This is a genomic window from Streptomyces caatingaensis (assembly GCF_001187435.1).
Lineage (GTDB): Bacteria > Actinomycetota > Actinomycetes > Streptomycetales > Streptomycetaceae > Streptomyces > Streptomyces caatingaensis.
Genome location: NZ_LFXA01000014.1, coordinates 285,885 through 305,984, shown reverse-complemented (window position 1 = coordinate 305,984; position 20,100 = coordinate 285,885). Strand labels below are relative to the sequence as shown.

At 73.5% G+C, this 20,100-nt stretch carries 17 protein-coding genes and 3 pseudogenes; 8 read left to right on the top strand and 12 right to left on the bottom strand.

Translation table 11 applies throughout. The features are described 5' to 3' along the window. Together AC230_RS22055 and AC230_RS34725 are read right to left on the bottom strand one after the other, a co-directional pair. On the bottom strand, positions 1-1,248 hold a 1,248-nt coding region (locus AC230_RS22055; protein WP_241833329.1), incomplete at its 3' end, for a UvrD-helicase domain-containing protein. Between the two features lie 334 nt (positions 1,249-1,582). Next, positions 1,583-2,070, bottom strand: a pseudogene (locus AC230_RS34725) (transposase family protein); the annotation flags it as partial. 311 nt (positions 2,071-2,381) lie between these two features. Here AC230_RS34725 and AC230_RS22050 point away from each other — a divergent pair. Then, positions 2,382-2,705 (top strand): hypothetical protein, encoded by a 324-nt coding sequence (locus AC230_RS22050; RefSeq protein WP_157868640.1) that lies wholly within the window; start codon positions 2,382-2,384, stop codon positions 2,703-2,705. A 65-nt stretch (positions 2,706-2,770) separates the two neighbouring features. On the opposite strand, the pseudogene AC230_RS31370 reads toward AC230_RS22050, so the two are convergent. The 3 genes and pseudogenes from AC230_RS31370 to AC230_RS22035 all read right to left on the bottom strand — a co-directional run bounded on the left by AC230_RS31370 (position 2,771) and on the right by AC230_RS22035 (position 5,384). Continuing rightward, positions 2,771-3,456: pseudogene (locus AC230_RS31370) on the bottom strand (MerR family transcriptional regulator). Between the two features lie 91 nt (positions 3,457-3,547). Then, positions 3,548-5,038, bottom strand: coding sequence for a helix-turn-helix domain-containing protein (locus tag AC230_RS22040; protein WP_049718041.1), 1,491 nt, complete (start codon positions 5,036-5,038; stop codon positions 3,548-3,550). Between the two features lie 13 nt (positions 5,039-5,051). Next, positions 5,052-5,384 carry a hypothetical protein gene (locus AC230_RS22035; RefSeq protein ID WP_049718040.1) on the bottom strand — a complete coding sequence of 111 codons (333 nt, stop codon included), beginning with the start codon at positions 5,382-5,384 and terminating at the stop codon, positions 5,052-5,054. Between the two features lie 118 nt (positions 5,385-5,502). On the opposite strand from AC230_RS22035, the gene AC230_RS22030 reads away from it, so the two are divergent. Next, positions 5,503-7,890: an NACHT domain-containing protein gene (locus tag AC230_RS22030; RefSeq protein ID WP_049718039.1), complete on the top strand. Its 2,388-nt coding sequence runs from the start codon at positions 5,503-5,505 to the stop codon at positions 7,888-7,890. Here the strand turns inward: AC230_RS22030 and AC230_RS22025 are convergent. Beyond that, a complete protein-coding gene (locus tag AC230_RS22025; RefSeq protein WP_049718038.1) occupies positions 7,871-8,284 on the bottom strand; it encodes an organic hydroperoxide resistance protein in 414 nt (137 codons plus the stop codon). The genes AC230_RS22030 and AC230_RS22025 overlap by 20 nt on opposite strands. Before the next feature lie 113 nt (positions 8,285-8,397). On the opposite strand from AC230_RS22025, the gene AC230_RS22020 reads away from it, so the two are divergent. Both AC230_RS22020 and AC230_RS22015 read left to right on the top strand, forming a co-directional pair. Continuing rightward, positions 8,398-8,898: a MarR family winged helix-turn-helix transcriptional regulator gene (locus tag AC230_RS22020; RefSeq protein ID WP_049718037.1), complete on the top strand. Its 501-nt coding sequence runs from the start codon at positions 8,398-8,400 to the stop codon at positions 8,896-8,898. A gap of 63 nt (positions 8,899-8,961) precedes the next feature. Beyond that, entirely contained in the window at positions 8,962-9,822 is an 861-nt protein-coding gene (locus tag AC230_RS22015) for an alpha/beta fold hydrolase (protein WP_049718036.1), read from the top strand. A gap of 57 nt (positions 9,823-9,879) precedes the next feature. Here the strand turns inward: AC230_RS22015 and AC230_RS22010 are convergent, their stop codons facing one another. Together AC230_RS22010 and AC230_RS22005 are read right to left on the bottom strand one after the other, a co-directional pair. Beyond that, positions 9,880-10,059 carry a hypothetical protein gene (locus AC230_RS22010; RefSeq protein WP_049718035.1) on the bottom strand — a complete coding sequence of 60 codons (180 nt, stop codon included), beginning with the start codon at positions 10,057-10,059 and terminating at the stop codon, positions 9,880-9,882. Positions 10,060-10,177: 118 nt separating this feature from the next. Next, positions 10,178-11,023 (bottom strand): methyltransferase, encoded by an 846-nt coding sequence (locus AC230_RS22005; protein WP_422125617.1) that lies wholly within the window; start codon positions 11,021-11,023, stop codon positions 10,178-10,180. Positions 11,024-11,121: 98 nt separating this feature from the next. Between AC230_RS22005 and AC230_RS22000 the strand changes: the two genes are divergently transcribed. After that, on the top strand, positions 11,122-11,541 hold the full coding sequence (locus AC230_RS22000) for a hypothetical protein (protein ID WP_049718034.1): 420 nt from the start codon (positions 11,122-11,124) through the stop codon (positions 11,539-11,541). A 74-nt stretch (positions 11,542-11,615) separates the two neighbouring features. Next, positions 11,616-13,908 (top strand): annotated as a pseudogene (gene secD / locus AC230_RS21995) (protein translocase subunit SecD). Positions 13,909-13,956: 48 nt separating this feature from the next. Here secD and AC230_RS21990 read toward each other — a convergent pair. After that, complete coding sequence (locus AC230_RS21990) at positions 13,957-14,409, bottom strand: nitroreductase family deazaflavin-dependent oxidoreductase (RefSeq protein ID WP_049718033.1); 453 nt, start codon at positions 14,407-14,409, stop codon at positions 13,957-13,959. 420 nt (positions 14,410-14,829) lie between these two features. Between AC230_RS21990 and AC230_RS21985 the strand changes: the two genes are divergently transcribed. Further along, positions 14,830-15,330: a peptidylprolyl isomerase gene (locus AC230_RS21985; RefSeq protein WP_049718032.1), complete on the top strand. Its 501-nt coding sequence runs from the start codon at positions 14,830-14,832 to the stop codon at positions 15,328-15,330. A 151-nt stretch (positions 15,331-15,481) separates the two neighbouring features. Here AC230_RS21985 and AC230_RS21980 read toward each other — a convergent pair whose 3' ends face one another. Continuing rightward, a complete protein-coding gene (locus tag AC230_RS21980; protein WP_049718031.1) occupies positions 15,482-17,116 on the bottom strand; it encodes a M4 family metallopeptidase in 1,635 nt (544 codons plus the stop codon). A 494-nt stretch (positions 17,117-17,610) separates the two neighbouring features. Here AC230_RS21980 and AC230_RS21975 point away from each other — a divergent pair, with 494 nt between their 5' ends. Next, on the top strand, positions 17,611-18,522 hold the full coding sequence (locus AC230_RS21975; protein ID WP_049718030.1) for a ribokinase: 912 nt from the start codon (positions 17,611-17,613) through the stop codon (positions 18,520-18,522). Between the two features lie 16 nt (positions 18,523-18,538). On the opposite strand, the gene AC230_RS21970 is transcribed toward AC230_RS21975, so the two are convergent. After that, positions 18,539-19,015, bottom strand: a complete 477-nt coding sequence (locus AC230_RS21970; RefSeq protein WP_049718029.1) for a hypothetical protein — start codon at positions 19,013-19,015, stop codon at positions 18,539-18,541. Positions 19,016-19,067: 52 nt separating this feature from the next. Further along, a complete protein-coding gene (locus tag AC230_RS21965; protein ID WP_053161326.1) occupies positions 19,068-20,027 on the bottom strand; it encodes a ParB/RepB/Spo0J family partition protein in 960 nt (319 codons plus the stop codon). Positions 20,028-20,100 lie beyond the last annotated feature (73 nt).

Sequence of the window (20,100 nt, the reverse complement as noted above, 5' to 3'; positions counted from 1 at the left end):
CCGTCCCTTGGCCTTGTGGGCGGTGGAGACGGTGACCTGTGCCTTCTCCTCCGGAGACAAGCGGTCCACCGCGGTGATGATCTGGTCGGGGCCGTAGGTGTCGACCAGTTGCACGATCGCTTTGAGGTCCTGGCCCGTCTTGTCCTGCTCGGCGTACTCCTGCACCTCGCCCCAGGAGGAGAACAAGAACAGCTCCGGGTGGCTGGTGCGCCGGCCCGCCTTGAGCTCGAGTGCGGCCTTGGCGATGCGCTGCAGCGCACTGCCTCCGCCGGTCAGCGCCACGGGGATGCCGAACTCCAGGTAGGACAGGACTTCGCTCATCGCGTCCACATTTCCCCGGCACAGCACCGCCTCGGGCTGTGCCACCTTGCCGACGCGCGAGCCGGGGCCGTGGCCGGTCAGCTGCATCTCCGACTCGGCGTGTCCCAGCCACTTGTTGGCCACCTCGGCGATGGCTGGGCCGAAGCGGAAGGACTGGGTCAGGCGCAGTTGCTCGGCGGGGAAGCCGGTCATCACATCGCGCGCGTTGCGCCAGCCGTAGATCTGCTGGGCAGGGTCCCCGACGCATACCCGCTGCGCGTCCTGGGCGAGGAAGACTTCCTCCAGGACGGGGTTGGTGTCCTGGGCCTCGTCCAGCAGGACGAAGTCCGCGCCGAGCTGCGGGGACGTCATCGCCCACAGCTTCATGTAATGGTCGTGCTCGAACCGCAGCCGGCCCGCGGGCGAGCAGATGTCCTCCCACGCGCGATGTGCGTAGGGCAGCAGGGTGCGGGCGAGATAGTCCTGGCCGGGGCCGTCGAGGCCGTTCACCGGCTCCATGTGGCGGGCCATGACCTGCCGGTCGGTGGTGTAACAGAACTTGCGGACCATGCCCATCACCAGGCGCGCGGCGTGAGTGACCTTGATCTGGCGGGAGTTGACGTCAAGGTCGCGGGTGATGCCGAGCAGGCGGGCGGTGTGCTTGGCGGGGATCCTCGCCGAGGCGTCCAGACGCTCACGGTAGTGGTGGCCGACGGCGCGGAAGGCCAGGGAGTGTGCGGTACGGCACTCCACATGGGACCCGAATCGCCCGCGGGCATCGTCGGCGATCGCCCGGTTGAACGCCACGTACAGCCCGCGTCTGCGGGTGGCGGCGCCCATCAGGATCAGGGTGGACGTCTTGCCCGTCCCGGCACCTGCGACCAGGGCCAAGTCCCGGCCGGAGGCGAACACCTCACGGGCAGCCGGCTGCTCCTTCGTCGGCTCCATGGCCATGGATTCCTCTCCGGGAAGCGGCTTCATGTACCGCAGCCCCAGAGACTGAACTATCTGATGACCAACCGTCAATACTGTCATACGTTCGGTAGCCGGTTCTGGCCCGGTGGAGCTGTGCGCTGCCGGTTCCCTGCCCATCCCTGGAGCGGCGCACCCCCGTCGCAGCAATCAGAGCAGCGAACTGTTCTGATTTCGGGAGGAGTTGGATTGGGTATCGCGCCGATGCCCGGGCGTGCGATCACAGGGGATGTGCGGGATGCCGACGTGTGTACCCGACAGATCGAGTGGACCAGCCGTGGAGACCGTGTCGTAGGTGGTGAGATGGATAAAGGCGCTCGTAGGAGTAGATCGCGGTTGCGAGGCCGAGAATGGTAAGGGAGTTGCGGGGGCGCATCCGTAGCGGATGGGCGGATGGTGAGGCGGTGGTAGCCGGTCAGCCACGACGTCGTCCGCTCGGTCATCCGACCAACGGCGCCGTCCCAGCCGTCTGCCCGGCTCGATGCTTTGCGGGCGGTGCGGGCGCCGATGTGCTTGCCCGCAGGGCCATTTGCGCGGGTGAGGGACGTCGTATGCCGTGTCGGCACGGGGGCGCTCGGGTGCGGAGTGCCGGCCCCGGTGGGGGCGCGTCTCGTTTGGTGACCGGCGACCACGGGTTTCAGTGCTTCGCTGTCGTGGGCGCTGGTGGCGGAGACGCCGAACGACGAAGGCAGACCGTTCCGGTCCGGCAAGGCGTGCATTGTGGAACCCGGCTTCTCCCGGTCCACTGCTGACGGACCCGTGGGTTCGCTTCTTTCTCGCCCTGACATGGGCGGAATCGCGTGCTAGAGAGTGGTCGGCAATGAGATCGCCGGCAGGCGGGAATGGCGTGGCCCGTCTGGGCACATACCAGGACGAGGAGTTGGAGAACGATCGCTGGACCCCAGGCCGGCACACCATTCACATAGCGATCAATAATGGATCTGTCACGTCCACTACGTCTGGGAGCCCCGCCTGGGTGCGGCAGGTTGCGCCAGTGCGTCACTTCGTCGCTCGTCGGAGTGATTTGCCGTCAGGACGGTTACGGACAAGACCCCGCAAGGCGGATCCTTCGGCTCGGAGCTGACTTTTCTTCCACGAAGGAGAACCCCATGCGTGCGTTCGAGCGGGCAGGAAGAGCAAGTCTGGTCGTCGGCGTGGCCGCCGTGCTGGTGACGGGGCTCGCCACCAGCAGTCAGGCCGCCACGGGTACCTTCACCTACACCACGGGCAGCGGCGTCGAGTTCGAGCTCAAAGACCCTGCCGACCGGTTCTGCTTCACGCTGAACGGCGGGGCGACCGGCGCGACCAACGAAACGAACGGGACGGCGACCGTCTATCGCGACGAATCCTGTCAGGACGCCGTACTGGAGATCGGGCCCGGGCAGAACGCCATCTTCGGACGGCCGCCGAAGTCCGTGGCGTTCAACGTCTGAGGGCGCAGCCCTCTCCGTCGGGCTGCGGGGCCGCCGCACCCCCGTGGTGGCGGCCCCGTCCGGGTTCAGCGCAGGCGGGTTGCGGCGTACGCCTCGATGGCGGCCCGGTGGTACGCGGTCAGGCCCGGGGCGATGGAGTCGTAGGCCGCGCCAGTACTGGTTCTCCACGCAGGAACGCCCGATCGCGCGGTACTCCTCGGCGGTGGCTGCCCGGATGCGGGCCAGCATCCGGTCCTGGGTGTCGATCTCGGCACGGACCGCTTCGGCGTCGGCGGGGCTGCCGGTGGCCAGGGCGGTGCGTTCGCGCTCGTCGGCCTCGATCTCGGTCTCGCTCAAGGCCGAGGTGTGCTGTTCGACGGCGCCGACCAGGTCCGCGAAGTCGTGCAGGATCTTCATGCACCGGGCGGGCCACCCGATGCCCTCGAACAGGTTCTCCGGCCCGTTGATGATGGTCGTGTCTGTGCCGTCCTTCCTGGACTGCCGGCCAGGGCGTCCAGCCGGTGGTGGTGGCGCCGCAGGGCCTCCAGTTCGTCGGTCTGCGCGGCGAGGATCCGGCCGGTCTCGGGCAGGCCCAGGCCCAGCGCCCGCAGCACGAGGGCCTGTTGCAGGCGCAGCGGTTGGCGCTCCTCGTAGGAGCGGTGGCCGTTCGTGCCGGCCAGGCCGGAGGCAGGAGGCCGATCTCGTCGTAGTGCCGCAGTGTCCGGGCCGTCACGCCCGGCATCCGGGCGACTTCGGCGATCGGCCAGGCCATCGCTCCCCCACGGGTCGCTTCACCGGGCCGGAATCCCCGGCCCTGTTCAGGACGGCAGAGGCTTCCGCTGCGGCAGCTTCGGGTCCGGCCCTCAGGCTCCCTGGGCGTCGGCGTCGTCCGTGGCGTCCGGGGCGTCGGTGCCCACGGTGTAGACGTCCTTGACCTTCACCTCGGTGACACCGCGTCCCTCGGGGAAGACCCGGTGCCAGTCGCCCGTGACGTGCAACTCGTCCGTGCCCATGGCCCGTACGACCATGAGGCCCTCGCGGTGGGCCTTGTAGGCCTTCATCCAGAGGTTGGCGAAGGCCTGGGAGCGGATGATGTGCATCCAGTCGGGGCGGTACAGCTCGCGGTTGTAGTTCGACTCCCCCATCGTGGAGACGAACTTCGAGTACATGGCCTTCACATACTCCAGCGTCACCGTGTCGTTCTCGGCGAGAGCGGTGTCCCGGGCGTCCTTGAGCGCGGTCCGGAACTTCTCCAGGAGGTTCTCGGTGGCGCCGGAGGTGTAGGACTCGTGGATCTCGGGCGGGTCGCACAGGCCGTAGGCGGGGCCGGACAGGCGCAGCAGGAGGCGCAGGGTGGGTTCGGTGACCCACAGGGGTCCGGGTTCGTCGCGCCGGCCCAGGGGGTTGGGCAGGACCGCTTCGTGTTCCCAGACGGGCGGGGTGATCAGGTGGACTCCGGCGCGGCGGCGGTCGTGCGGGAGACCGGTGGAGTGTTCGAGCTGGCCGATGGGGAGGTGGGTCTTCAGGGCGCTCAGGTAGGCGCCGTTGATGTCGAGGGCGGTGATCTCGTGGCGGCCGGGGGGGAGTTGGGGGCGGGTCCACTTGGGGCGGGCCTCCCAGATCTGGTCCGCTCCGCGGGAGGTCTGCTTCTTGAGGATGTCGGGGATCCAGGGGTGGGCGATCACGTCGTAGCGGCCGCCCTTGCGGGTCTCGTCGAGGAGACGCATCGCGTGCGGGATGGCCTTCTTGAGGAGGGCCGCGGTGGCCGTGTCGACGTCGCCGCCGTGTTCGGCGAGGGTGTCGCGGACCGTTTCCCGGATGAGTCCGGCCGGTCCGGTGGGTGCCGGGAAGGCGCGGCGGGCGGGGGGCCTCGTCGTGGTGGCCGGCCGCTCGGCGGGGGCGGCGGGTGCGGGGGCTGTCGTCGCGCACTGCTCAGGGTCGAGGTGCTGGGCGAAGCCCGCCACCCGGTGCCGGGCCGGGTGGCCGCACAGCACGCAGGGTTCGGGGGTGGGGAGGTTCTCGACGTCGTCGGTGCCCTGGTCGGGTGCGAGGCCGGGTGCGGGCGCCGTGGGTTCGGCGGGCGGTTCCGGGGGCGGGGACGTGGTGCCGGACGGGGCGAGCTTCGCGGCCAGACCGTCCAGCAGGTAGGCGTACTTGGTGCGCGTCTCGCCCGCGGGGTCGCGGCCCGATTCCCAGGCGGTGACCGTGGAGGGGCTCACGCCGAGCGCGCGGGCCACCTGGGCCTTGGACAGCAGCGCCTGTTCGCGCAGGGTGCGGCGTACCTGCGGGGCGGGGAGGTCGGCCTGCGGGCCGACGGCGGAGAGCAGCGAGTCGATCGCGTCGAAGTCACTCACCGGGTCGGCCCTTTCAGATGTAGGTGACGGGGTTGCGGGAGAGGTGGGGGCTGGGGGTGGGGCGGCCGACGCGGGGGTCGCCGCGCAGCAGGTCGCCTTCGAGGGCGTAGCGGTCGCCGTGCTTGGAGATGCCGGTGATCCTCGCGACGGCGAGCACGGTGCCCTCGGTGTTGATGATCTGCACCTCGTCCTGGGAGAGGGCCCGGTCGGCGTTGAACTTCCACACGCCGCGCCCGGCGTGCCAGGCGTCGTCCTCGCTCATGCCGGGACGCCAGCCGAGGACGGTGCGTCCGAGGCCGTCGTCCGGGTCCGCGGCCCGTTCGGCGCCGATCTGGATCTGCAGCACGCGCCCGCCCCTCCGTACATACTTCTCAACTTGTTGGGAAGTTATCAGGAGGGAGACCGGCCGCACAACGTGCCGGCGCGCGGTGCCGGGCCACCGGGGTGGCCGGATCGGGGGCGGAATGGGGCGGCGGTGGGCGGTGGTCCGGGCGCTGTGCGGGGTGCTGGTCCCGGCGCCGGTGGTGGCGTGGGCGCTGTCGGGGGACGACGCGGCGGGGCGGGCGGCGTGGTCGGCGGGGGCGGCGACGGCGGGGCTGTTCGGCGTCCTGGCGCTGTGGGCGTGGCGCGCGCGGCCGCAGGACGGCCGTTCCACGCACGGTCAAGTGACGGACGCCACCGAGGTGTTGGCGCGGCTGGTGCACCGGCAGTGGGAAGAGGAGGCGATGCTGCGGCAGTTGTTCTCGCCCGCGCCGCTGCCCGTCCTGTGGTGGGATTCCGCCCTGCCCGACGTGTCCGACCACCGCGAGCTGATCGGGGATCCCGTCTCGTGCCGCGCGGACGCGCCGCGGGAGCTGGCGGTCGCGTTCCGGCACCTGCCGCACCAGCGGCTGGTGGTGCTGGGGCCGGCCGGGGCGGGGAAGACGACGTTCGCCGTGCTGCTGACACTCGCCCTGCTGCGCGACCGCGTTCCCGGGACGCCCGTGCCGGTGCTCCTCTCGCTCGCCTCCTTCGACCCGTCGCGGCACAGCGTCCCCGAGTGGCTGGCGCGTCAGATCGCGGCGGGGTATCCGGCGCTGGCCGACGTCCAGGCCTTCGGGCCCACGGTGGTGGACGACCTGCTGGCCGGCGGGCGGGTGATCCCCGTCCTGGACGGGCTGGACGAGCTGCCCGCGCCCGGCCGGCCGGCTGTCCTGGCGGCGCTGAAGGCCGCCTTCCCCTCGCACGCGCCGCTCGTGCTGACCTGCCGCACCGCCGCCTACGCCCGGGCGGTCGCCGGGGCCGGGGTGCTGACGGGGGCCGCGGTGGTCGAGCCCGCTCCCCTGGACGCGGCCGACGCGCTGGCGTCGCTGCGGCTGGCCGCGCCTCCCGGTGCGGCGCAGCGCCGCTGGGAGGTGCTGGCGCGGCACGTGGCGGAGGTTCCGCAGGGGCCGGTCGCGCTGGCGCTGCGCAGTCCGCTGCTGGTGACTCTGGCGCGGAGTGTGTACGCGGACGCGGGCGGGGATCCGGCGGAGCTGGCCGATTCCGGGCGTTTTCCCACGGTGGCGGCGGTCGAGCAGCATTTGCTGGACGCGCTGGTGCCCGGGCTGTACGACCGTGCGCGGCGGCGGGATCCGGGACGGCGGTGCGGGCCCGGGGCGTCCGGGGTGCGGCATCTGGCGTTCCTGGCGCGGGGGCTCGGCCGTCAGGGCACGCATGACCTGGCGTGGTGGCAGCTCTACCGCTGGGTTCCGGTGCTGGACCGTGCGGGGAGCCGCGCGCTGCTGTGGAGCGCGGTGGCGGCGGGGGCCTCGCTGGCGGGGTACGGACTGCATCATCTGGCCGGACCGCGGCCGCAGTTGGGGCTGCCGGGGTTCCTGCTCGTGACGGGCGGGGTCGCGCTGGCGCTGTGGTGCATGCAGTGTCTGGCGGCACGGATCGTTCCTGCGGCCGGGGCGCGTTCCCGTCCGCTGCGCGTGGCGGCGGCGACGGCGTTGTGCGGGGCGCTGGCCAACGCGCTGTTCCAGGCGGCGGTGCGGCGGGTGTTCACCGGCGCGGGCACCGTGGTGACGGTCCAGCACAATCTCAAGCACCTGACCGTGTACGGCCTGGGGCTCTTCCTCGTCCTCCACGCGTGCGGCCCGCCGGCCCCGCCCCCGGTGCCGAGCCGCGGGTCGCCCGCCCTGTCGCACTGGCGCAAGCGGCTGCCGCGGGCGGGCGCCACGGTCGTCGGCGCCGCCGTCCTGACCGGGGCGGCGCTCCACCTCTATGTGCTGATCGGGATCTGGCCGTCGGACCCGTGGACGCGCAGGACGGCCGTGCCGGCGGGGACCGTCTGGGCCACGGGGGCCGTCACCGGGGCGCTGTTCGGGACGGTGCTCGGGGTCGTCCGCTCGGTGCGGACCGCCGCCTCCCGGCAGGACGTCACGTCACCGGCCGAGTCGGTGCGGGCCGACCGGTTCATGACGCTCGCCGGCGCGGCGGCCGCGGCGCTGCTGTTCCACCTGCCCGACGACGTGGCCCTGGTGATGAGCCTGGCGACGGGGCGGGGGCCCGCGCCGCCGGTGTCGGACGTCGCGCTGTTCGCCCTGTCCGAGCTGCTGCCGGTGGGCGTCGTCCTGGGGCTGACGGCCTTCGCGTGGCCGCACTACGGGGTGGCCCGGCTCGTCCTGGCGGCGCGGGGGCAGCTGCCGCTGCGTCTGCAGGCGTTCCTGGCCGACGCGCACCGGCTGGGGATCCTGCGCCGGGTCGGGCCGGTGTACCAGTTCCGGCACGCCAGCCTCCAGCACCGGCTGGCGGCGACGGCGGACGGGCCGGGCCGGCACCCCGCGCGGGCGCGGGGCGGCCGGGGTGTCACTCGACGACGAGGGTGACGGGGATGTTGCCCCGGGTCGCGTTGGAGTACGGGCACACCTGGTGCGCCTGCTCGACCAGCGCGTGGCCCGTCCGCGCGTCGACGCCCTCGGGGAGCTCGACGCGCAGGGTGACCTCCAGGCCGAAGCCCGCGCCCTCCTTGCCGAGGCCGACCTCGGCGGTCACCGCCGCGTCCGCGAGGTCGGTCTGCGCCTGCCGGGCGACCAGGCCGAGCGCGCTCGCGAAGCAGGCCGCGTAGCCGGCGGCGAAGAGCTGCTCGGGGTTGGTCCCCCGGCCGTCGCCGCCCAGCTCCGCCGGGAGGGCGAGCCCGACGTCGAGGCGTCCGTCGGAGCTGACGGCGCGGCCTTCGCGGCCGTGGGTCGCGGTGGCGGCGGCGGTGTAGATCACGTCCATGGGAACCATCTCTCTCGGTGCGGGGCAGCGGCCGTCGGGACCGGCCGGCACGAACAGTGGAGCACACAATTCAGTTGCGCGCAATCAATTGGCGGGCGAGGTAACCTGAGGCCATGACGAAGCCGACCCCGACCAGCGCCCCGGAGCCTGGATCCACCGAGGACGTCCTGCGCCTCGACCGGCAGCTGTGCTTCTCCCTGAACGCCGCCGCCCGCGCCTTCGGCGCCGTCTACCGCAGCCTCCTCAAGGACCTCGGACTCACCTACCCGCAGTACCTGGTCATGCTGGCGCTGTGGGAACACGGCGAGCTGCCCGTCAAACGGCTGGGCGAGCTGCTGAGACTGGACTCCGGCACACTCTCCCCGCTGCTCAAACGCCTGGAGTCGGCAGGGCTGGTGCAGCGGGAACGCAACGCGCACGACGAGCGATCCGTGCTCGTCGGCCCCACCCCGGCCGCTACCGCACTACGGGAACAGGCGGCGCGCGTGCCGCACCGGATCGCGGCCGCCACCGGCCTCGACCCGAAAGACGCCACACGGCTGCGCACGCTCCTGGACCGGCTCACGCTCGCACTCGACGGCGCAGCCCTCGACACCACGCCCACCTGCGACTGACCCGCACCCCGCCCCCGGCCCCACAGGTTCGCACACCCCCACGCGTGGGAACAGGCCCGGACCATGAGCGAAGAACTCGCCCTGGACGTCGGCCCGTCAGGCATCCAGATAGCCTTCGAACGCTTCGGCGACCCGGCCTCACCACCCGTCCTGCTGGTGATGGGCGCAGGAGCCCAGATGATCTACTGGCCGGACGGCTTCTGCACCGCACTCGTCCGGCACGGCCTGCACGTCATCCGGTTCGACAACCGCGACTGCGGCCGATCGACCCACTTCCCCAACACACCGACGCCCTACACCCTCTCGGACATGGCCGCCGACACCACCGGCCTACTCGACACCCTCGGCCTCGACAGCACCCACATCGTAGGCGGCTCCCTGGGCGGCATGGTGGCACAGACCCTCGCCATCGAACACCCCACGCGCGTCCGGTCGTTGACGTCGGTGATGTCCACCACCGGGGCCCCCGGCGTGGGCCTGGCCGACCACCGCGCGACGGCCGGGCTGGGAACGCCGCCCGCGGAGCGCGCGGCCTACGTCGCCTGGGAGGTACGGGCGGTGCGGACGGTCGGGTCCCCCCGCTTCCCCCTCGACGAGGAGGAGACGGCCGCCCTGGCCGGCCGCGCCTTCGACCGGGGACTCGATCACCCCGGCGCGGCGCGGCAGGTGGCCGCCGCGCGGGCGTCGGGCGACCGCACCGGGCGGCTGCGGTCCGTACGGGTGCCGACGCTCGTCGTCCACGGGACGAACGACGTCCTGTGCGACATCAGTGGCGGCCGGGCCACCGCGGCGGCCGTCCCCGGCGCGGAACTGATGGTCGTGGCAGGCATGGGCCACAACCTGCCGCCCGGGGTGTGGCCGCAGATCACCGGCCGGATCGCCGCCCTCGTACGGCGCGCCGAAGGCGGCGCCCCGCGCGCCTGACGGCCGGGCCGCGTCCTGCCCGCCCCCGGCCGGCGGGGACAGGGCAGGACGCCGGGGTCACGGCAGGACGACCAGCCCGTTGCGCTCGGGCGCGCCCGAGTGCCACGGGTCCGCGCTGGCGGCGTTGGCGTTGACGCTCACCAGGCGGCTCCACGGCGCGTCGTCGGCGCTCGCGGGCCCGGTGAGGATGCCGAGGGCCGCGGCGGCGGCGAGGAGGACGGTGGTGATACGGCGCATGATGTGCCTTCCGATGTACGGGTGATCAGGTCGGGCCGGGTCTGCCCGCGCGCCGCGGGCCGTATGCGCGCCCTCACCCGTGCGGGGACGGGGAATCGATCCTGCGCCCGGGTGTTCGTCACGCCGTCCCGTCCGGGACCCCCTCGACGATGTCGAGCACGGTGGACGTGGGGAGGCTCCGGGCCAGCCGGAGGCCGGCGGCCTCGAACAGGGCCCGGAAGTCCGCCTCGGTGCGTTCGCGGCCGACCAGGGAGGCCATCGTCATCAGCTCCAGGGCCTTGGCCCGGTGCGGGGAGGCGTCCTCGGGGACGACCGCGTCCACGACGAGGACCCGGCCCCCGGGACGCAGCGCGCGGCGGCAGTTGCGCAGGAGGGCGACGCACTGGTCGTCCCGCCAGTCGTGCAGGATCCGCTTGAGCAGGTACACGTCCCCGCCGGGCACCCCGGTGAAGAAGTCGCCCTCGGCGACGCTCCACCGGCCGGTGAGGTCCTCGTCGTCCGCCAGCCGGTGGCCGGCCAGGACGTGGGGCGCGTCATGGAGGACGCCGCGCAGTCCGGGGCGGTGGCGCAGCACCTCGGCGAGGAAGCCCCCGTGGCCGCCGCCGACGTCGACGACGGTGCCCTTCTCCGGCAACTCCGCGGCGGCGGCGACCGGCTGGTTCTCGGCGTCGGACATCGTGGCCGTGCCGTCGTGGAAGACGGCGGCGGTGTCCGCGTCGCGGGCGAAGTGGTCGAAGAACGGCCGGCCGAAGACGCCCTCGAAGGCGGAGGTGCCGTCGGTGGGACAGCGGTGCATCTCGCCGGCCGGCAGCCACATGGTGCGGCCGGTGAGCATCAGGATCGCGGCGCCGGTGGTGCCCGGGGGCCGGGCGCCGGAGTATCTGCGGCTGGATGTCGAGGTGCGGCGGATCGTGCGGCACTTCTTCGAGGCGGACAGGCCGTTCGTGGGGGTGCCGCGGGCCAAGGCGCCGGTGCGCCGGCCGGGACCGCCGTCCCGTCGTACGCGTTAGGCTGGGCGCGATCCGCCGGGTGGGCGGCCGAGCGGGCGGGGAGGGGTGCCGGGTGGGCGAGCGCGTGCGCCGGGCTCCGTTCCGTGCCCTCGTTCTCGTACTCGCCGCGCTGTGGGCCGTGTTGGCGGCCGGCGGGACGCCGGTGCCGGCGGCCGGCGGCGGGACGGGCGCGGCGTCCGTCGCGGTGGCCGTGCGCGGCCCCGTCGGTCCGCCCCCGGCCGAGGCACGCCCCTCCCCCGTCCGCACCGCGCCCGTCCGGGCCGAGGCGCAGGTCCGGTCCCGGGCGGAACAGGCGCACGTCCGGCAACTGCCGCAGCCGCCCCTCGCGTTGCCGGGCGTCCCGGTGGCGGGTCCCCTGGTGCCGCCGCCGGTGCCCGGAGAGGTCGTCGGGCCGCGGCGGGAGCGGGGGCCGCCCGCCGCCGCGCACTCCCCCCGGTCGTCCCGGGGTCCTCCTTCCCTTCACAGCTGCTGACGCCCAGGGCGCGGCGCACCGTGACGCAGCGGTGGCCGGCGCCCCGCCTCCGTATGCCCTGAAGGGAAGAACCCATGTCGTCCCGCGCCTCGTTGTGGCGTGCGCTGCTCGCGCTCGTCGCCGTCGCCGCCTCGTTGTACTCCGCCCTCACCAGCCCCGTCCGCCTCGGTCTCGATCTGCGCGGCGGCACCCGGATCGTGCTGGAGACCCGCGACTCGCCCCCCGCCCGTGCCGACGCGGCGTCCACCGACCGGGCGCTGGAGGTGCTGCGGCAGCGGGTGGACGCGCTCGGCGTGGCCGAGCCGTCGCTCGTGCGCTCCGGCGAGCGGCGCATCGTCGTCGAACTGCCGGGGGTGCAGGATCCCGCGCCGGGCCGTGGAGGTGATCGGCCGCACCGCCCTGCTGACCTTCCACCCGGTGCTCCCGGCCGGCGCGCCCGGCGGGGAGGCGCGGACCCTGGCCGATCCCGACGCGCCGGGCCGGTCGCTGCGGCTGGCCCCGGCGGCCCTGACCGGCAAGGACGTCAAGGACGCGAAGGCGCTCCTGGACACCGCGTCCGGGGCGGGCTGGACGGTGGACCTGTCCTTCCGCGGCGGCGGGAAGGCGTGGGCGCGTCTGACCGGCGACGCCGCGTGCGCGCCGCCCGGGGACGTCTCCCGCCGGGTGGCCATCGTCCTGGACGACCGGGTCGTCTCGGCGCCGGCGGTCCGGGAGGACGTCGGGTGCGGCACCGGGATCCGGGGCGGCGGCACGCAGATCACCGGTGGTTTCTCCGCGTCCGGGGCGCGCGATCTTGCGGCACTCGTCAAGGGCGGTGCGCTGCCGGTGCCCGTCGACGTCGTGGAGCGGCACACGATCGGTCCGACGCTGGGCGCCGAGGCGATCCGGGCGGGTGCGGGCGCGGCGGTGATCGGGGTGGTGTGCACGGCCGTGTTCGTGGTGGCCGTCTACCGGCTGCTCGGCCTGCTCGCCACCGTCGCGCTGGGGCTGTACGGACTGATCTCGTACGCGGCGCTGGCCGCGCTGGGGGCCACGCTGACGCTGCCGGGGCTCGCGGGCTTCGTCCTGGCGATCGGCATGGCGGTGGACGCGAACGTGCTGGTCTTCGAGCGGACGCGGGAGGAGTACGCGCGGGCGGCCCGGCGCTCGCGGGGCCTGCCGGATCCGGCCGGGCCGCTGCGGCGGGGGTTCGCGAGGGCGTGGAGCGCCGTCGTCGACTCGAACGTCACGACGGTGCTGGCCGCGGGGCTGCTGTTCCTCTTCGCCTCCGGCCCGGTCAAGGGCTTCGGGGTGACGCTGTCGGTGGGCGTGGTGGCGTCCATGGTGTCGGCGCTCGTCATCACGCGGGTGCTGGCGGAGTGGGCGCTGCGGCGCGGTGCCGTGCGGCGGCGTCCGGGGCTGGCGGGGGTCGTCTCCGGCGGGCGGGTGCGGTCGTTCCTGGCGCGGCGTGCGCCGCGTCCGATGCGCCACCGCCGGGTGTGGCTGGCGGCCGGTGCGGGGCTGGTGGTGCTGGCGGTCGCGGGGGTGCTGGTGCGGGGGCCGCAGTTCGGGGTGGAGTTCACCGGCGGGCGGGTCGTGGAGTACGGCACGGGCCGGGCGGTGGACGTGGCGGAGGCGCGGTCGGCCGTGGCCGGCGCGGGGTTCCCGCGGGCGGTGGTGCAGCTGTCGGGGGACGGTGATGTCGTCGTCCGTACCGGCGGGACGACGGACGGGGAGCAGCAGCGGATCCGCCGGTCGCTGGAGGCGGCGGTGGGGCCGGTGACGGTCGAGCGGGACGAGCGGGTGGGGCCGAGCATCGGCAGGGAGCTGCGGGACAAGGCGCTGCTGGCCCTGGGGGGCGCGGTGGCCGCGCAACTGGTCTATCTCGGCGTCCGGTTCCGCTGGACGTTCGCGGTGGCGGCGGTGGCGGCGATGGTGCAGGACGCGGTGCTGGTGGTCGGCCTGTTCGCCTGGCTGGGGCGGCCGATGGACAGCGTGTTCCTGGCGGCGCTGCTGACGGTCGTCGGCTACTCGGTCAACGACACGGTGGTGGTCTTCGACCGGATCCGTGAGATGCGGCGGACGGGGGCGGGGCGCGGGGGCGCCGGGGCCCTGGCGTCGGTGGTGGACAAGGCGATCGTGCAGACGGTGCCGCGGACGGTGAACACGGGCATGGGGGTGCTGTTCGTCCTGACCGCGCTCGCCGTCCTCGGCGGGGACGCGCTGGGCGACTTCTCGCTGGCGCTGCTGGCGGGCGTGGTGTTCGGGATGGGCTCGACGGTGCTGACGGCGGCGCCGCTGGCCGTGGTCCTGGAGGGGCGCCGTCCGGCACCGGCCGCGCCGCGGCCGCGGGAGCGGTCGCGGCGGGATACGGGGGCGGTGGTGTAGCAGGGGCGCGTGCCCGGTGCCGCCGCGCGGGCGGCACCGGGGCGGGTCTCAGTGGCCGCCGGGGACGGGTTCGAGGACGAAGACGGGGATGACCCGGTCCGTCTTCTCCTGGTACTTCGCGTAGTCGGGGAAGGCCGCGACGGCGCGCTCCCACCACACGGCCTTCTCCTCGCCGGTGACCTCGCGGGCCCGCATGTCCTGGCGCACGGTGCCGTCCTGGAGCTCGACGCGGGGGTCGGCGACGATGTTGTGGTACCAGACGGGGTGCTTGGGGGCGCCGCCGAGGGAGGCGACGACGGCGTAGGTGCCGTCGTGCTCGACCCGCATGAGCGGGGTCTTGCGGATCTTCCCCGTCCTGGCGCCGCGGGTGGTGAGGATCACGACGGGCAGACCCGTGTCGCGCAGGGTCGTGCCCTCGGTGCCTCCGGAGCTCTCGTACTTCTCGACCTGGTCCCTGACCCACTGTTCGGTGCTGGGTACGTACTCGCCTTCGAGCGGCATCGTCCTGTCCTCTCCTCGGGTCCTCGAAGTCTCCGGTGGTGCGCGGCGGTTCCGGTGGTTCCGGTGCCGCCGGGGTCCACGCATACCACTCCGGGGCACCGTCCTCCGGCAACAGGCGCGGGAACCGGCTCATTCCCGCGGCCGTCCGTCCGGTGTCCGACGGCCCACCCCCGACTGTCCTCGCGGGCCCGTTGTGTGCAAGGGTGATCCCTGCCGCCGCTGCCGACGCGCGCGCTCGTGTGGTGCCCCCGTGGCAGCGGGAGTGCTCCTGTGGCGATTCCGTCGGCAGCCGGGGGCGACGACAGCCTTGGGCTGATCGGGCGAGCCGCGCGGTGTGGCTCTCCGGACAGCTCGAACCGACCCCTGTTTCGTGGGTTCCCGCACACGGGTTCCCCGGAGACACGACAAAGGAGCACAGACATGGCCGAGACCGGAGCGAACGTCTTCTTCGACATCACCGTCAACGACGAGCCGATCGGGCGCATCGTCTTCAAGCTGTTCGACGACGTCGTGCCGAAGACCGCCCGGAACTTCCGCGAGCTGGCGACCGGTGAGCACGGCTTCGGCTACGCCGGCTCGACGTTCCACCGCGTCATCCCCGCGTTCATGCTCCAGGGCGGTGACTTCACCAACCACAACGGCACCGGCGGCAAGAGCATCTACGGCGAGAAGTTCGCGGACGAGAACTTCCAGCTCAAGCACGACCGCCCGTTCCTGCTGAGCATGGCGAACGCGGGCCCGAACACCAACGGTTCGCAGTTCTTCATCACGACCGTCGTGACGGACTGGCTGGACGGCAAGCACGTCGTCTTCGGCGAGGTCGTCGAGGGCCAGGACGTCGTCAAGCAGATCGAGGCCCTGGGCTCGCGTTCCGGCGCCACCGCCGCGAAGGTCGCCATCAAGGAGTCCGGCACGCTGTAGGCGCCCGGGCCGGGGATGTGCCCCAGCCCCGCCCTTCCGCCGTTTTCCCGGGGCGCGGGAAGCGGCGGGAGGGCGGGGCTGGGGCAGAAGCCGTCCGGCCGGGCACGGGTCGCCGCGCGCGGCGACCCGTCAACCTCGCTGTGCCGGGGCGTCAGTTGACATTGACCGCCGTCCAGGTGGCGCCGACCACCCGGTACTCGTCGCTGTCCTGCCCGTACAGGTCCGCCGCGGCCTTGAGAGTCGCCTCGCGGGCGGCCGCGTAGTCCGTCGTGGTGGTCATGTAGGTCGTGAGGGCCTTGTACCAGACGGCCAGGGCCTTGTCGCGGCCGATGCCGGGGACGGACGAGCCGTCGTACGTCGGGCTGTCGTAGGTGACGCCGTTGATGGTCTTGCGGCCGCTGCCCTCGGAGAGCAGGTAGAAGAAGTGGTTGGCGATGCCGGACGAATAGTGGACGTCCACGTTGCCGGCGTCGGGGCTCCAGTAGTCGAGCGACGAGCCGTCCTTGCTCGGCTGGTCCATGTAACGCAGCGGCGTGCCGTCGCCGTTGATGTCGATCTGCTCGCCGATGAGGTAGTTCGGCGGGGTCTTGGCGTTGTGGGAGAAGAACTCCACGCCCGTGGCCATGATGTCGCTGGTGGCCTCGTTGAGGCCGCCGGACTCGCCGCTGTACTCGAGGCCGGCCGTGGCGGAGGTGACGCCGTGGGTCATCTCGTGCCCGGCGACGTCGAGGGAGGTCAGGGGGTGGGTGTTGCCGGACCCGTCACCGTAGGTCATGCAGAAGCAGGAGTCGTCCCAGAAGGCGTTGACGTAGTTGCGGCCGTAGTGGACGCGGGAGTACGAGGCGACGCCGTCGTTGCGTATGCCGTTGCGGCCGAAGACCTTCTGGTAGAAGTCCCACGTCTGCTGCGCGCCGTAGTGGGCGTCGACCGCGGCCGTCTGGCGGTTGCTCGGGCTGCCGTTGCCCCAGGTGTCGGTGGAGTTGGTGAAGAGCGTGCCGCTGCCGGAGGTGCCCCCCTTGAGGTCGGTGGTGCGGTGGCCGCCGCGGGAGTTGTCGGTCATCTGGTAGCCGCTGCCGCTCCTGGCGGTGCCGATGGTGACCTTGCCGTTGTACTGGCCGGTGCCGGTGCCGGTCTCGATGCCGTCGAAGGAGTGGAGCTTCTTGCCGGTGGTGGCGTCGGTGATGATGTGCAGGACGCTGGGCGTGCCGTCCTTCTGGACGCCCCGGACGACGGACTCCCAGGCGAGGACGGGCTTGCCGGACGCCGCCCAGATCACCTTACGGGAGGCGTCGGCGTCGGCCTTGGCGGACGTGACGCCGGAGGCGGCGCGCAGGGCGCTCCTCAGCGCTCCGGCCGCGGGCACCTTGGGCGTGGTGCCGGGCACGGATATGGGCTTCGCCGTCGCCTTGGTGACGGTCCTCTTGCCGCCCTTGACGTGGACGACGAGGTCGCCGCCGAGCACGGGCAGCCCGTCGTAGGTGCGGTCGTAGCGGGTGTGCACGGTGCCGTCGGCGTCCTTGACGACGTCCTTGACGACAAGGCGCTCGTGGCCGCCCAGGCCCAGCGAGCGGGCGGTGGCCGGGGCGCCGTCGCGCGCCGCGGAGATCAGCGCGGTGCGCTGGTCGGGCGACTGCCGGGCGGCGCCGGCGGCGTGGGACGGGGACGGGTCGGCGAGCGCGGGGCCGGCCTGGGCGGCGGCGGCCACCACGGCGGCGAGGGCGACGAGGACGGCGCCGCGTCTCGCGGTGCGGGACGGACGGACGCTGCGGTGGGGGGTGTCGTTCACGCGAACTCCTTCTGCTCGGCCGCCGGGTGCGGCCTGTGAGGGACGAACGGCGGGTTGTGCGCCGTGTGGTGCACGTGGTCCGAGCCGAGCATGCCATCCCGTTCGCGTTCTTGACAGGTTCACGATAGGAACTTGGCAGGGAGTTGACCGATGAACGTTCCCGGGCGTTCGCTATCCGGACACCAACCGGCCGTCCGCGCACCGTCGTTGCCGTGCGTCCCCCTCCCCTCACGCCCCGCTCGTTCCGTGGGGGCCCTGTCGGCGCGGGGCCCGGGGCGGGCTGCGGTGACGAGCGGGGCGGGGGCGACACCCCGCCGGCCCGGGGCCGTCCCGTCCGTTCCGCCGGACGCGGTGCTCGGGGCGGACAACCTGATGGCGCTCGGCACGCTGGAGGCGGCGGGGAGGTGCCGGTGATACCGGTGGTACTGGTGACGAAGGAGAGCGCGGCCCGGTTCGCGGGCTGAGCACGAGGAGCGGGAACGGGAGTGGCTGTGATGACGCGGGCGTACGACGTCCTGGTGGTGGGTTCGGCGAACGCGGACCTGATGGTGCGGGTGGACCGGCGTCCGGGTGCCGGGGAGACCGTGCACGGTTCGGACCTGGTGGAGTCGGCCGGCGGCAAGGGCGCCAACCAGGCGGCCGCAGCGGCCCGGTTGGGGGCGCGGACGGCGCTGCTGGCGCGGGTCGGTGACGACGCGTACGGCGAGTTGCTGCTGGAGGCGCAGCGGGCGGCGGGGACGGACGTGCGGCACGTCCGGGTCGAGGGCGGTGCCCGGACGGGCACGGCGATGATCGTGGTGGGCCCGGACGGCGACAACGCGATCGTCGTCTCCCCCGGTGCCAACGCCCGGCTCTCGCCGGACGACGTGGCGGCCGCCGGGCCGCTGTTCGCCGCGTCGTCGGTGGTCTCGCTCCAGTGGGAGATCCCGCCGGAGACGGTGCGGGCGGCGGTCGCCCTGGCCGGGGAGACGGGGACGCGTGTGGTCCTCAACCCTTCGCCCGTCCCGGACGGTCTGGACCCGGAGGTGCTCGCGGCGGCCGATCCGCTCGTCGTCAACGAGCACGAGGCGCGGCTGTTGTCGGGGGACGCGGCCGGGGGCCCGGCGGGCTGGGCGCGGGCGTTGCGCGGCCGGGGCGCGCGGTCGGTCGTCGTCACGCTCGGCGGGGAGGGCGCCCTCGCCCTGGACGGCGCGGCCCCGGAGCCGGTGGCGGTGCCCGGTGTCGCCGTGCGCGCCGTGGACACCACGGGTGCCGGGGACGCGTTCACGGGTGCTCTCGCCGCCCGACTGGCGGGCGGGGCGCCGCTGGTGGAGGCGGCGCGGTTCGCGGTACGGGTCGGGGCGGCGTCGGTGACGCGCCCCGGCGCGCAGTCCTCGTATCCGACGCCTGACGAACTGCCCTCCTAGCGGCGGGCTTCCGCGTTCACTCCCCGTCGGCCAGCCAGCGCAGGCGGCCGTCCCAGGGCGCGATCCGGCAGGTGAGCCTGATGCCGTGGGAGGAGACGGCCGTCGCCCCGGCCTGCCGGCACTTGCGGTGCGGCTCGTTGCAGCTGCCCTTCTTCTTGCCGGGGATCTTGGCGCAGTTCTTGGTGGCGTGCGCCCGCTCGCTGTCGAGCGCGAGGGGGCCGTCCTTGCCGGGGTGCCGCTCCGGGGAGCCCGCGCCCTCCTCCGCCGCCAGTGGGGCGGCGGGCGATCCGGCCGAAGAGGCGTGCGGGGCCGGCTCGTCCGGTGTGGTCTTCGGCGTGCTCTTCGGCACGGGCGCGGCCGTCGCCGCCGTCGTGGCCGGCGGCGCGGCCGCCTCCGTCGGCGAGGCGCTGCCGCCGCAGGCCGTGACGAGGCCGAGCAGGAGGCCGGCGGCGGCGGTCCTTGCCGCGCGGTGCGTGATACGTCTGAGGTCCATGAGGTTTAACTGTATTGCGCAATCAACAGGGGCGACAGTTCTGCCGCCGGAATCACAGATACGTCCGCAGCGCCTCCAACAGCTCCCGGAATCCGCGGGGATCGAGGCCGGCGGCCAGGGTGCGGGCCTGGTCGCGGGGGGTGGCGCCGAGCCGGCGGACGAGGAGGGCGGCGGCGGGGACGACGGTGCGGGGGACGCCGGGGCGGTGGGGGTGCGGGCGATGGGGGTGCCGGGGTGCGGGCGGCCGGCCCGTGGTGTCCGCGGGCAACGGGGGTGCGGCGGGCGGGGCTTGCGGTGCCGGGGCGGGCGGGACGGGGGCTTGTCCGCGTCTCTTGCGGACGCGTGTGGCCCTGCCGTAGGCCAGCAGTTCCTCGGCGCTCAGCCCGGGGTGGTTCTTGTGGTGGCGGGCCAGGCGGCGGCCCTCGCGCTCCGGGAGCTCGCCGGAGCTGAGCATGGCCTGGATCTCGGGCGGCAGGCGCAGGAGGGCGAGCTGGTTGGTGACCCAGGAGCGGTTGCGGCCCAGGCGGGCCGCGGCGCGGCTCTGGGCGCCGACCGGGCCCTGTTCCGCGCAGGTGGCGACCAACTGCCGTACGCCGCGGGCGCGTTCCATGACGTCGAAGTCCTCGCGTTCGAGGTTCTCGGCCAGGACGTGGTTGACGAGGTCCTCGCGGGAGGTGGCGAGGTCGTCGCGTATCGCGAGGTCCAGCGTGGGGAGTCCCACGTGCAGGGCGCTGCGGTAGCGGCGCTCGCCGTTGAGGAGGACGTACGCCGCGTCCCCCAGGGCGGCGTCGTGTTCGGGCCACAGGGCGGTGTAGGCGCGCCGGGTCGCGGCGACGCAGGGGGTGAGCTGGGTCCTGCGCATGCTCTCGCCGAGGGCCGTGCGCTCCTCCGGGGTGCCGAAGTTGCGGCGGGGGTTGAGGGGCGTGGGGGCGACGGCGGTCAGGGGAACGGTGCGCAGTTCGTAGGCGCCGCTGTCGGGCGGTGCCGGTTCCGGATGATCGACGGCTTCCATACACACCTTTCGGAATGACGTGCGGGCGGGGTCCGGAGGCCATTTTCGATCATTCCTATGCCATGTACAGCTA

Coding starts and splice junctions, on each gene's coding strand:
- AC230_RS22050 (WP_157868640.1), top strand. CDS start 2,382: ATGCGTGCGTTCGAGCGGGCAGGAAGAGCAAGTCTGGTCGTCGGCGTG.
- AC230_RS22030 (WP_049718039.1), top strand. CDS start 5,503: ATGGGGCGGCGGTGGGCGGTGGTCCGGGCGCTGTGCGGGGTGCTGGTC.
- AC230_RS22025 (WP_049718038.1), bottom strand. CDS start 8,284: ATGGACGTGATCTACACCGCCGCCGCCACCGCGACCCACGGCCGCGAA.
- AC230_RS22020 (WP_049718037.1), top strand. CDS start 8,398: ATGACGAAGCCGACCCCGACCAGCGCCCCGGAGCCTGGATCCACCGAG.
- AC230_RS22015 (WP_049718036.1), top strand. CDS start 8,962: ATGAGCGAAGAACTCGCCCTGGACGTCGGCCCGTCAGGCATCCAGATA.
- AC230_RS22010 (WP_049718035.1), bottom strand. CDS start 10,059: ATGCGCCGTATCACCACCGTCCTCCTCGCCGCCGCCGCGGCCCTCGGC.
- AC230_RS21990 (WP_049718033.1), bottom strand. CDS start 14,409: ATGCCGCTCGAAGGCGAGTACGTACCCAGCACCGAACAGTGGGTCAGG.
- AC230_RS21985 (WP_049718032.1), top strand. CDS start 14,830: ATGGCCGAGACCGGAGCGAACGTCTTCTTCGACATCACCGTCAACGAC.
- AC230_RS21975 (WP_049718030.1), top strand. CDS start 17,611: ATGACGCGGGCGTACGACGTCCTGGTGGTGGGTTCGGCGAACGCGGAC.
- AC230_RS21970 (WP_049718029.1), bottom strand. CDS start 19,015: ATGGACCTCAGACGTATCACGCACCGCGCGGCAAGGACCGCCGCCGCC.
- AC230_RS21965 (WP_053161326.1), bottom strand. CDS start 20,027: ATGGAAGCCGTCGATCATCCGGAACCGGCACCGCCCGACAGCGGCGCC.